11 protein-coding genes, 2 tRNA genes and 1 pseudogene are annotated in these 10,790 nt (G+C 70.6%); 10 read left to right on the forward strand and 4 right to left on the reverse strand.

Going from position 1 to position 10,790, the window contains the following annotated elements; genetic code table 11:
• On the forward strand, positions 1 to 450 hold a 450-nt coding region (locus tag ACWEVO_RS17640), incomplete at its 5' end, for a DUF721 domain-containing protein (RefSeq protein WP_452308602.1).
• A 3-nt stretch (positions 451 to 453) separates the two neighbouring features.
• Here the strand turns inward: ACWEVO_RS17640 and ACWEVO_RS17645 are convergent.
• Complete coding sequence (locus tag ACWEVO_RS17645; RefSeq protein WP_452308603.1) at positions 454 to 681, reverse strand: hypothetical protein; 228 nt, start codon at positions 679 to 681, stop codon at positions 454 to 456.
• Between the two features lie 84 nt (positions 682 to 765).
• Between ACWEVO_RS17645 and ACWEVO_RS17650 the strand changes: the two genes are divergently transcribed.
• Complete coding sequence (locus tag ACWEVO_RS17650) at positions 766 to 1,260, forward strand: MarR family winged helix-turn-helix transcriptional regulator (RefSeq protein WP_452308604.1); 495 nt, start codon at positions 766 to 768, stop codon at positions 1,258 to 1,260.
• On the opposite strand, the gene ACWEVO_RS17655 is transcribed toward ACWEVO_RS17650, so the two are convergent.
• Positions 1,245 to 1,799, reverse strand: coding sequence for a hypothetical protein (locus ACWEVO_RS17655; RefSeq protein WP_452308605.1), 555 nt, complete (start codon positions 1,797 to 1,799; stop codon positions 1,245 to 1,247). The genes ACWEVO_RS17650 and ACWEVO_RS17655 overlap by 16 nt on opposite strands.
• A gap of 622 nt (positions 1,800 to 2,421) precedes the next feature.
• On the opposite strand from ACWEVO_RS17655, the gene gyrB reads away from it, so the two are divergent.
• The 8 genes from gyrB to ACWEVO_RS17695 all read left to right on the forward strand — a co-directional run bounded on the left by gyrB (position 2,422) and on the right by ACWEVO_RS17695 (position 10,054).
• A complete protein-coding gene (gene gyrB, locus ACWEVO_RS17660; RefSeq protein ID WP_452308606.1) occupies positions 2,422 to 4,368 on the forward strand; it encodes a DNA topoisomerase (ATP-hydrolyzing) subunit B in 1,947 nt (648 codons plus the stop codon).
• Positions 4,369 to 4,498: 130 nt separating this feature from the next.
• Positions 4,499 to 7,024, forward strand: a complete 2,526-nt coding sequence (gene gyrA / locus ACWEVO_RS17665) for a DNA gyrase subunit A (RefSeq protein ID WP_452308607.1) — start codon at positions 4,499 to 4,501, stop codon at positions 7,022 to 7,024.
• A 3-nt stretch (positions 7,025 to 7,027) separates the two neighbouring features.
• On the forward strand, positions 7,028 to 7,927 hold the full coding sequence (locus ACWEVO_RS17670) for a DUF3566 domain-containing protein (RefSeq protein ID WP_452308608.1): 900 nt from the start codon (positions 7,028 to 7,030) through the stop codon (positions 7,925 to 7,927).
• Between the two features lie 147 nt (positions 7,928 to 8,074).
• Positions 8,075 to 8,148, forward strand: a tRNA-Ile gene (locus tag ACWEVO_RS17675).
• 42 nt (positions 8,149 to 8,190) lie between these two features.
• Positions 8,191 to 8,319 carry a DLW-39 family protein gene (locus ACWEVO_RS17680; protein WP_452308609.1) on the forward strand — a complete coding sequence of 43 codons (129 nt, stop codon included), beginning with the start codon at positions 8,191 to 8,193 and terminating at the stop codon, positions 8,317 to 8,319.
• A 42-nt stretch (positions 8,320 to 8,361) separates the two neighbouring features.
• Positions 8,362 to 8,437: transfer RNA gene (locus ACWEVO_RS17685), tRNA-Ala, on the forward strand.
• Between the two features lie 13 nt (positions 8,438 to 8,450).
• Positions 8,451 to 8,828: a MazG nucleotide pyrophosphohydrolase domain-containing protein gene (locus tag ACWEVO_RS17690; protein WP_452308610.1), complete on the forward strand. Its 378-nt coding sequence runs from the start codon at positions 8,451 to 8,453 to the stop codon at positions 8,826 to 8,828.
• A gap of 272 nt (positions 8,829 to 9,100) precedes the next feature.
• Positions 9,101 to 10,054 carry an L-threonylcarbamoyladenylate synthase gene (locus tag ACWEVO_RS17695; protein ID WP_452308612.1) on the forward strand — a complete coding sequence of 318 codons (954 nt, stop codon included), beginning with the start codon at positions 9,101 to 9,103 and terminating at the stop codon, positions 10,052 to 10,054.
• A gap of 9 nt (positions 10,055 to 10,063) precedes the next feature.
• Here ACWEVO_RS17695 and ACWEVO_RS17700 read toward each other — a convergent pair.
• Together ACWEVO_RS17700 and ACWEVO_RS17705 are read right to left on the reverse strand one after the other, a co-directional pair.
• Positions 10,064 to 10,252 (reverse strand): annotated as a pseudogene (locus ACWEVO_RS17700) (hypothetical protein); the annotation flags it as partial.
• A gap of 21 nt (positions 10,253 to 10,273) precedes the next feature.
• A partial coding sequence (locus ACWEVO_RS17705) for an acyl-CoA dehydrogenase family protein (protein WP_452308611.1) occupies positions 10,274 to 10,790 on the reverse strand: 517 nt, incomplete at its 5' end.

The following is a 10,790-nucleotide window of genomic DNA, read 5'->3' on the forward strand; positions in this document are numbered from 1 at the left end:
CGACCCGCTGCCCGGCGTGGCGGACCTCGGCGTGGCGCGGTTCGCGGCGACGGCGAGCGGCGGCTGCGCGGCTACTCCGGCCCGGGGCCGGACCCGCGTGATCCGCAGCTGCTCGGCGCGGTGCTGGAGAAGCTGGTCAAGGCGCGCGGCTGGCAGCAGCCGGCGGCCGAGGCGACGGTCTTCGGCGCCTGGGAGCGGGTGGTCGGGCCGGAGGTGGCGCAGCACAGCCGCCCGGTCAAGCTGGAGAACGGCGAGCTGACCGTGGAGGCCCGGTCGACCGCGTGGGCCACCCAGCTGCGGCTGCTCGCCGGCTCGCTGTTGCAGCAGATCGCCCGCGAAGTCGGCCACAACGTGGTGCGCAAGCTGCACATCCACGGCCCCGCCGCGCCGTCGTGGTCGCGCGGCCCGCGCCGGGTCCGTGGCCGGGGCCCCCGCGACACCTACGGCTGACGATTAGCCGCCGGTGCGGCGGGCCTGCCGCTCGGCGAGCTTGCGCTCCCGCTGCTCGCGGCTCCACTGCTTGCGCCGCTCCAGGTCTTCCTTCCAGGCCTCGCGGGCCCGGCGGGAGCCGCCCTGCACCGCCCCCTCCATCTGCGGAGGGCCGGCCAGGTTGCGGAACACCCAGCCCATGAGGCGCCCACCCTTGCCGGAGGCGTCCCCGACGTGCTCCTCGCCGCTCATCCTCGCCCTTCCGCCGATGCTTGGTGTACCAATAATTGGTACACCAAGCGTTGCTACGATCGCAACGACGGGGGGAGGTGTCCGGTGTCCGACCAGATCGACGGGGACCCGTTGGCGCTGGAGCAGCAGGTCTGCTTCGCGCTCTCGGTGGCGGCGCGGGGCGTCGTCGCGGTCTACCGCCCGCTGCTGGAGCCGATGGGGCTGACCCACCCGCAGTACCTGGTCATGCTGGCGCTCTGGCAGTACGCGCCGCTGTCCGTGCGCGAGCTGAGCCGGCTCCTCCAGCTCGACCCCGGCACCCTGTCCCCCCTGCTCAAGCGGCTCGAAGCGGCCGGCTACGTACGGCGGGAGCGGGACGCGTCGGACGAGCGCAGCCTCGCCGTCTCGCTGACGGCCAGTGGTCAGGCCCTCCGGGCGCAGGCCGAGCAGATCCCACCCGCGATCGTGCAGCGGCTCGGCCTGCCGCTGGCGGACCTGCGGCACCTGCACACGGTGCTGACCGAGGTGATCGCGGCGGCCAACCGGGCGGTGACGGCCGAGCCCGGCGTGGCCGGGCGGCCGGGTCAGGCGTCGGCGTAGACGGCGAAGCCGCGGTCGGCGCAGCGCCGGTAGAAGGCGGCGAGCACGCTCAGTTCGGCGCAGGTGAAGTTCCACTGCGGGGGGTCGCCGTCCTCGTCCCGCAGCTTGTCGAGCCGGCTGTCCAGCCACCGCAGCTGCTGCTCGGCGAGACGGCCGTCGCCCAGCAGGGCCCGGAGCACCTCGCTGACCGACTCGAAGGTCACGGCCTCACCGATCGCCCGGTGCCGCCCCACGAACTTCTCCAGCCCGTCGGCGATCCACGAACAGCCGTCCGGGTCGATCACCGGGTCCTCGTCCTCGGCGGCGTTCTCCGTGGCGTAGAGCACATTTTCCAGGCCGAGGATCAGGTCGACCAGTTCGGTGTACGCCGTCGCGCGTACCGTGCCGGTCTTCGCGATCAGCTCGGCGAGTGCGGCGGTCGGGGCGGAGATGCGTGGCATGTCCACGATCTCGCTGAAGTCGACGAACTCGGCCGGCGCGACCGGATCGTAGAAGCGGCCGGTACGCGGCCAGTGCACCGCGACGTTGTCCAGCCCCATCTGGCGTCACCTCTCACCAAGCGCGATGTCGGACCGATCGGGTCGATCGTCCCGGTTCCGGCCGCGAAAGATCAAGACCGCAGCGGCGGCGCCGCAAAGGTACGGCACGTCGGGTTCGGACGCGACCCCCGGTCGGTCACCTGCCGGTACCGTTCCGGTGGCCACCCGCGCCGGCGGGGACGTCGGCGGGGTCGGTGGCCATGATCCGGCGGGCCCGCGAGCGGCGGCCGTGCGGGATCGGATGCCGCCCGCCTGACGCCGCGCCGCGACCGGAAGCCGTCGCTGGCGTGTAGGGGGAGTCGCGGACAGCCACGTTCGGGCCGCTACGGAGTTCTCAGCCGCCGCGCAGCGGTGCCGAGTGGCGGTTTGGTCGGCTGCGCAGAGTAAGATTGACGGCGAGACGAAAGACCCGACACGGAGCGACGGACAGGGGCCGCAGGGCCCTTGATCATTGTCCCGGGTCGGGTCGAGCCGATCGCGATCCGCGGGCAACCGCGGCGACCGGCGTTGCGATCCGCGACCTGGATGTCCGGGGACCGGTCCGTGCGCGCCGACGTCGCGTCCTGTCCGCCGAACCCGCGCCCCGCGCCCTGGCGTGGTCGGTGCGAGAAAGTGGCCGAGGGTGGCAGCGGAGGACAACAAGAAGTACGGCGCCGAGTCGATCACCGTTCTCGAGGGGTTGGAGGCGGTCCGGAAGCGGCCCGGTATGTACATCGGGTCCACCGGTGAACGCGGTCTGCACCACCTCGTGTGGGAGGTGGTCGACAACGCGGTGGACGAGGCGCTGGCCGGATACTGCGACACCATCGACGTGGTGCTGCTGGCCGATGGCGGCGTCCGGGTCACCGACAACGGGCGTGGCTTCCCGGTCGACCTCCACCCGAAGCTCAAGAAGCCCGGTGTCGAGGTCGCGCTGACCGTGCTGCACGCCGGCGGCAAGTTCGACGGCAAGGCGTACGCGGTCTCCGGTGGTCTGCACGGCGTCGGCGTCTCGGTGGTGAACGCCCTGTCCACCCGGATGGCGGTGGAGATCCACAAGGACGGCTTCGTCTGGCGGCAGGAGTACCACAACTCCAAGCCGACCCCGCTGGAGAAGGGCGAGACGACCGACCGGACCGGTTCGGCGGTCTCCTTCTGGCCCGACCCGGACGTCTTCGAGACCGTCGACCTGGACTTCCAGACCATCTACCGGCGGCTTCAGGAGATGGCCTTCCTCAACCGCGGCCTCACCATCCACCTGCTCGACGAGCGGGTCCCGGAGGACGGGGAGGGCAAGCCGCGCGAGGTGACCTTCCTCTACAAGGGCGGCATCGCCGACTTCGTCCGGCACCTCAACGCCTCGAAGAACCCGATCCACAAGACCGTGGTCGAGTTCGGCGCCGAGGAGGAGGGCATGTCGGTCGAGATCGCCATGCAGTGGAACGAGTCGTACGGCGAGTCGGTCTACACCTTCGCCAACACGATCAACACGCACGAGGGCGGTACCCACGAGGAGGGCTTCCGGGCCGCGCTGACCAGCGTCGTCAACCGGTACGGCGCGGACAAGAAGCTGCTCAAGGGCGACGAGAAGCTCTCCGGCGAGGACATCCGTGAGGGTCTGGCCGCGATCATCTCGGTCAAGCTGGCCAACCCGCAGTTCGAGGGCCAGACCAAGACCAAGCTCGGCAACACCCCGGTGAAGAGCTTCGTGCAGCGGGTCTGCAACGAGTGGCTGGTCGACTGGTTCGACCGGAACCCGGCCGAGGCGAAGATCATCATTCAGAAGGCGTCCCAGGCGGCACGGGCCCGGATCGCCGCGCAGCAGGCGCGGAAGCTGGCCCGGCGCAAGTCGCTGCTGGAGTCCGGCTCGATGCCGGGCAAGCTGGCCGACTGCCAGTCGACCGACCCGCGCGAGTCCGAGGTGTTCATCGTCGAGGGCGACTCGGCGGGCGGCTCGGCCAAGCAGGGCCGCGACCCGCGGACCCAGGCGATCCTGCCGATCCGCGGCAAGATCCTGAACGTGGAGAAGGCCCGGATTGACCGGGTGCTGAAGAACAACGAGGTCCAGGCGCTGATCACGGCGCTGGGCACCGGCATCCACGACGACTTCGACATCGAGAAGCTGCGCTACCACAAGATCGTGCTGATGGCCGACGCCGACGTGGACGGCCAGCACATCCAGACGCTGCTGCTCACCCTGCTGTTCCGCTTCATGCGGCCGCTGGTCGAGCTGGGTCACGTCTACCTGGCCGCCCCGCCGCTCTACAAGATCAAGTGGAACAAAAAGGGCGACGACGCGCAGTACGCGTACTCGGACCGGGAGCGGGACGGGCTGATCGCCCTGCGCCAGCAGAAGAAGCCCAACGCCAAGCCGGACGACATCCAGCGGTTCAAGGGTCTCGGCGAGATGAACTATCCCGAGCTGTGGGAGACCACGATGAACCCGGCCACCCGTACCCTCCGCCAGGTGACGCTCGACGACGCCGCAACCGCCGACGAGCTGTTCAGCGTGTTGATGGGCGAGGACGTCGAGGCCCGCCGGTCGTTCATCCAGCGCAACGCCAAGGACGTGCGGTTCCTGGACATCTGATGGAGGGCGCCGGGCCGGCCGGAGATCCACCGGACGGCCCGACGTTCCACAGAGTTATCCACAGTCCGGCCGCTTTCCACAGCCGTTATCCACAGCACGAACACGACTCTGAGTCTGATAAGGGTTAACAGTGACCGATACTCCCGAGTCCACCCCGAACGAGCCGGAGACCCCGGAGACACTGGCCGCGGTCGTGGCGCACGACCGGATCGAGCCGGTGGGCCTCGAGGTCGAGATGCAGCGCTCGTACCTCGACTACGCGATGAGCGTGATCGTCGGGCGGGCCCTGCCGGACGTCCGGGACGGGCTCAAGCCGGTGCACCGCAAGATCCTCTACGCCATGTTCGACTCCGGCTACCGCCCGGACCGGGGCTACGTGAAGTGCTCCCGCGTCGTCGGCGACGTGATGGGCCAGTTCCACCCGCACGGCGACTCGGCCATCTACGACGCGCTGGTCCGGATGGCGCAGCCCTGGTCGCTGCGCTACCCGCTGGTCGACGGCAACGGCAACTTCGGCTCCCCGGGCAACGACCCGGCCGCGGCCATGCGGTACACCGAGTGCAAGCTCGACCCGCTGGCCATGGAGATGCTGCGGGACATCGACGAGGACACCGTCGACCTGCAGGACAACTACGACGGCCGGGCCAAGGAACCCACCATCCTGCCGTCCCGGATCCCGAACCTGCTGATCAACGGCTCCGAGGGCATCGCGGTCGGCATGGCCACCAAGATCCCGCCGCACAACCTGCGCGAGATCGGCGCGGCGGTGCAGTGGTGCCTGGAGAACCCGGAGGCCGACGAGGCGACCACCCTCGAGGCGCTGCTGGAGATCGTCAAGGGTCCGGACTTCCCGACCCACGGTCTGATCGTGGGGCAGTCCGGCATCCAGGACGCGTACCGGACGGGCCGTGGCTCGATCCGGATGCGCGCGGTGGTCGAGGTCGAGGAGGACAAGCGCGGTCGCCCCGCCCTCGTGGTGAGCGAGCTGCCGTACCAGGTCAACCCGGACAACCTCGCGGAGCGGATCGCCGAGCTCATCAAGGAGGGCAAGCTCGGTGGCATCGCCGACATCCGGGACGAGTCCTCCGGGCGTACCGGTATGCGGATCGTGCTCGTGCTCAAGCGCGACGCGGTCGCCAAGGTGGTGCTGAACAACCTCTACAAGCACACCCAGCTCCAGGAGACCTTCGGCGCCAACATGCTGGCGCTGGTGGACGGCGTGCCCCGCACGCTCAACCTGGCCCAGTTCATCCGCTACTACGTCGAGCACCAGATCGAGGTCATCCGCCGGCGGACCGCGTTCCGGCTGCGCAAGGCCGAGGAGCGGGCGCACATCCTGCGCGGTCTGTCCAAGGCGCTCGACGCGCTCGACGAGGTGATCGCCCTGATCCGGCGCTCGCCCACGGTGGAGGACGCCCGGCAGGGCCTGATCCAGCTGCTGGAGATCGACGAGGTCCAGGCGACCGCGATCCTGGACATGCAGCTGCGCCGGCTCGCCGCCCTAGAGCGGCAGCGGATCCTCGACGATCTGGCCAAGCTCGAGCTGGAGATCGCCGACCTCAAGGACATCCTCGCCAAGCCGGAGCGGCAGCGGAAGATCGTCTCCGACGAGCTGGGCGAGATCGTCGCCAAGTGGGGCGACGACCGGCGGACCAAGATCGTGCCGTTCGACGGCGAGGTCTCGATGGAGGACCTCATCGCCCGCGAGGACGTGGTCGTCACCATCACCCGCACCGGGTACGCCAAGCGCACCAAGGTCGACCTCTACCGCTCGCAGCGCCGGGGCGGCAAGGGCGTCAGCGGCGCCACGCTCCGCCAGGACGACATCGTGAGCCACTTCTTCGTATGCTCGACACACGACTGGATCCTGTTCTTCACCAACAAGGGCAGGGTCTATCGGGCGAAGGCGTACGAGCTTCCCGAGGCCAGTAGGGTGGCCAAGGGCCAGCACGTGGCCAACCTGCTCGCCTTCCAAGCGGACGAGCAGATCGCGCAGATCATCGAAATCCCGAACTACCAGGTGGCCCCCTACCTGGTACTGGCCACGAAGAACGGCCTGGTGAAGAAGACGCGGCTCGAGGAGTTCGACTCCAACCGTTCCGGCGGAGTCATCGCGATCAACCTGCGCGATGAGGACGAGCTGGTCGGTGCTGCCCTCGTCGCCCCGACCGACGACCTGCTGCTGGTGTCCAAGAACGCCCAGGCCATCCGGTTCAACGCCACCGATGAGACGCTGCGCCCGATGGGTCGCGCCACTTCCGGCGTCATCGGCATGCGCTTCAGCGAAGACGATGTTCTCCTTGCCATGGAGGTCGTCCGCGAGGGCATGGAGATGGACGTGCTGGTCGCAACGAACGGCGGTTACGCAAAACGTACCCCGATCGAGGAATACCCGGTCCAGGGCCGGGGAGGTAAGGGCGTGCTGACCGCCAAGATCACCGAGCGACGCGGTGGCCTGGTCGGCGCGGTGGTGATCAGCCCGGACGACGAGCTGTTCGCCATCACCAGCAACGGCGGCGTCATCCGGACTCCGGTGAAGCCTGTACGCCGTACGCGGGACCGGAACACAATGGGGGTCAAGCTGATGGACCTCCCGGACGGCGTAACTATCGTGGCGATTGCTCGCAATGCCGACGAGCCTGACGAACAGGACTAGTTGATGACGGAGACACAGGCGAAGTCGGGGAACACGGGGACCTCGGCAAACCCGGTCGATGAGGAGGCCGCCAAGAGCGGTGCACCAGCGACCGGCCGCGCGGCCGTGGGCCGGGCCACGGTCCCCGCCGACGCGCCTGCCCCGAAGTTCACCCGGGCCCCCGGCATGGCCCCGCCGCCGGACAAGCCGGGGGAGGACTCGGGGACGAGCGAGAAGACCGACCAGGCCGACAGCCCGACCTCGGTCGGGAGTGCGGCCACCTCGGCCAAGCCCGCCGCCACGACGACACAGCCGATCAAGACAACGGGTACGGCGAAGCCGTCGACCGGTACGACCGGCACCCAGCCGCGCGTCGCCGCCGGGGTGGGCACCGCGGCGAAGCCCTCGCCGGACGGGGCCCGTCCCGGCACCACCGGCCGCCCCGCCAACGGCGGGGGCCTGCCGCCGGGCATCAGCAACGCGGCCGCCGTCGGCGCCGCCCGGGTCGGTGAGGCGGTACGCGCCGCGCGCAGCTCGGTCAGCTCCGCGGCGTCCCGGGGGCCACGCCGGGCCCGGCTGAACCTCAAGCGGATCGACCCGTGGTCCGTGATGAAGTTCGCCTTCGCGGTCTCGGTGGTGCTCTTCATCGTGGTGGTCGTCGCCACCTCGGTGCTCTACCTGGCCCTGGACGCGATGGGTGTGTTCAAGAGCGTCAACGCCAGCCTGACCGACCTGGTCAACGCCGGCGGCCAGGCCGGCGGCGGGTTCCGGATCACCGCCAAGGGCGTGATCCTCAGCTCCGCGCTGATCGGCCTGGTGAACGTCGTGCTCTTCACCGCGCTCGCCACGCTCGGTGCCTTCGTCTACAACGTCTGCGCCGACCTGGTCGGCGGGATCGAGCTGACCCTCGCCGAGCGGGACTGAACGGACCGAACGCCGGGGCGCCGCGTAAAGCGGTCGCCCCGGCGTCGCGTATGCGGGTACGTTCGATGCAGAACGGGTGAGGGCCGCCACGGACCCCCCGATTTGGGTACGGCGGCGGCGATGGGTTAACCTTGCTCGTCGCTACGCGGGGCTATAGCTCAGTCGGTTAGAGCGCAGAGCTGATAACTCTGAGGTCGCTGGTTCGATTCCAGCTAGCCCCACCGCACACCGTCGGACGGTAGCCGAGCGCGAGGGGTCGTCCCATGTTCAAGAAGCTCCTGATCCTGGCCGGCGTCGTCGGCGTGGCCGCATTCGTGGCCAAGAAGGTGAAGGCCTCGAACGACGAGCGCGCCCTGTGGCACGAGGCGACCACCGCTCCCGATCTGCGCTGACCGTCTCTCCGACTGCCAGCACCGGCGGCTCCGCCCGCCTCGGGGGCCCTAGCTCAACTGGCAGAGCACTGCCTTTGCAAGGCAGGGGTTAGGGGTTCGAGTCCCCTGGGCTCCACCAGCACTTTCCCTGGTTGATCGCGGATGCGCGTACAGCCGAGCGGTCACGCCGTCCGCTCCTCGCCCGGTGCCCTGATCAAAACGGCCCGCGAAGCCGGGCGCGCCGGCCCGGCCCCTGCCTGCGACTCCGCGACCTGGACAGCGACGAGTCGCGGATCGACCGGGCCGACATCGCCAAGGAACTCGGTGACGTGCTCTGGTACGTAGCCGCGCTCGCCGACTACCTCGACCTATCGCTGGACGACATCGCGACGGCCAACCTGGCCAAGCTGGTTCTCCGGATCCACCAGCTCATAGTGGCAGGCCCCGGCGTGCGCCAGGATGACGAGTCTGCGCCGGCAGGACGTGCCGTACGGGTCGGCCGTCATCCAGATCGTGGAGTGCCCAAGTAGCTCCATCACCGGGGAAAGCTCCCCTCGCTCAGGTGGGACGTACGCGGGTCAGGCACTGAGGGGAGTCCGGGGAGGCTGGGCCGAGCGAGCGGCGCCGGCGAGATCAGGGGCCACGCCCGTTGGCAGTTCCGAGCGACGAGACGCCAGCAAGCCGGCGGGAAAGGGTGAAGAATCCGAGGCACGTTTTCCGACGGCGTCGACTGGTGGGCGGGCGTACCGGGCGGTGGGCGGCAGGCTAGCGTCGGGGCGTGAACACCCGATCCCCGCGCGTCCTGCCGGCCGACAGCGGCATCGCCGAAGCCGCCTCCGTCCTGCGTGCCGGAGGGCTGGTCGCCTTCCCCACCGAGACGGTCTACGGACTGGGTGCGAACGCGCTCGACGCGGAGGCGGCGGCCCGGATCTTCGCGGCGAAGGCCCGGCCCAGCTTCGACCCGCTGATCAGTCACCTGGCTGACGCCGCCGACCTGCCCCGCCTGATCGGTGCGGTGCCGCCGTCGGTCGCCGCGCTGGTCGAGCGCTTCTGGCCGGGGCCGCTCACCCTGATCGTCGACCGGCCGGCGGTGATCCCGCCGATCGTCACCTCCGGGTTGGACACCATGGCGGTCCGGGTTCCCGACGAGCCGGCCGCCCGGGCCCTGATCGCCGCCGCCGGGGTGCCGGTCGCCGCGCCCAGCGCCAACCGCTTCGGTCAGCTCAGTCCCACCCGTGCCGAGCACGTGGTGGCCGGGCTGGGTGACGCCGTCGATGTGGTGCTCGACGGTGGACCCACGCGGTGCGGCATCGAGTCGACCATCGTGGACGCCCGGGACGAGCGGCCGGTGGTGCTCCGGCTGGGTGCCCTGCCGGTGGAGGCGCTGGTCGAGGCGGTCGGGCCGGTCGAAGTACGGCCGGGCAGCTCCGGCCAGCCGGTGGCGCCCGGGACGTTGGCCGCGCACTACGCCCCGCGTACCCCCTTGCGGCTGGGAACGGCCGAGCCGTCGGCCGGCGACGGTGGCCGGCGGGGTTTCCTGGCCTTCCGGGAGCGGCCGGGCACCGGCGGATGGGCGGCGGTGGAGGTGCTGTCGCCCGACGGCGATCTGACCGTCGCGGCCGCGCGCCTCTTCGACGCGCTGCACCGGCTCGACGCGGCCGGGGTGACCGAGATCGTGGCGGAGCCGGTCCCGGAGGTCGGGGTGGGCCGGGCGATCAACGACCGGTTGCGGCGGGCCGCCGCCACCTGGCACTGACCCGTCCGGTCACGGCAGCTCGGCGGCGATCCGGTCGACGCCGGCCTCGAGCGTCTGGTAGCCGTCGGTGGTCAGCTTCCCGCCGCGGAGCAGCTCGGCCAGCTTGGCGTGCAGTTTCCGGACCTGTTCGTCGGCCTGGTTCAGGTCGCCCTCGGCGATCTCCCGGGCGACCGCGTCGACCCTGCTCTGCAGGTCCCGGGCCGCGTCCGCCCGGGCAGGTCAGTACGCCAGCGCCACCGGCCGGCCGAGCAGCCGGGCGCCGTTATTGCCCAGCCAGCCCTCGGCGGCGGCGGCGTGCTGGGCGAACGTGTGGATGTCGCGGAACCGGCGTTGCAGCGGGGAGGAGTCAAGGGTCGCGCCGCCGCCGGCCGCCCGGTAGCAGGTGGCCACGGCGGCGATGGCCTGCTCGGTGACCCAGGGCAGCGACGCGGAGACCGTCGGGTGCAGCTCCGCGATCCGGGTCGGGTCGTGCGCGCAGGCCGCCCAGAGCTCGTCGGCGAGGCCGGCGAGCAGGGTCCGGGCGGCGCGGACGTTCAGGTCCGCCCGGCCCAGGTGGACCCGGAACGCCGGCGAGTCGGCCAGTGGCTGCCGGGCGTAGAGCCGCTGCCGGCCGTCGGCGAGCAGCGCGGTCATCTCGTCCAGCGCGCCCTGCGCGATGCCGACCGCGACCGCGCCCAGGTGCAGCACGAACTGCACCAGCGGCGCCACGAACCCCGGCCCCGGTACGCAGGGCGTG

The sequence above is a fragment of the Micromonospora sp. NPDC003776 genome, from assembly GCF_053605645.1.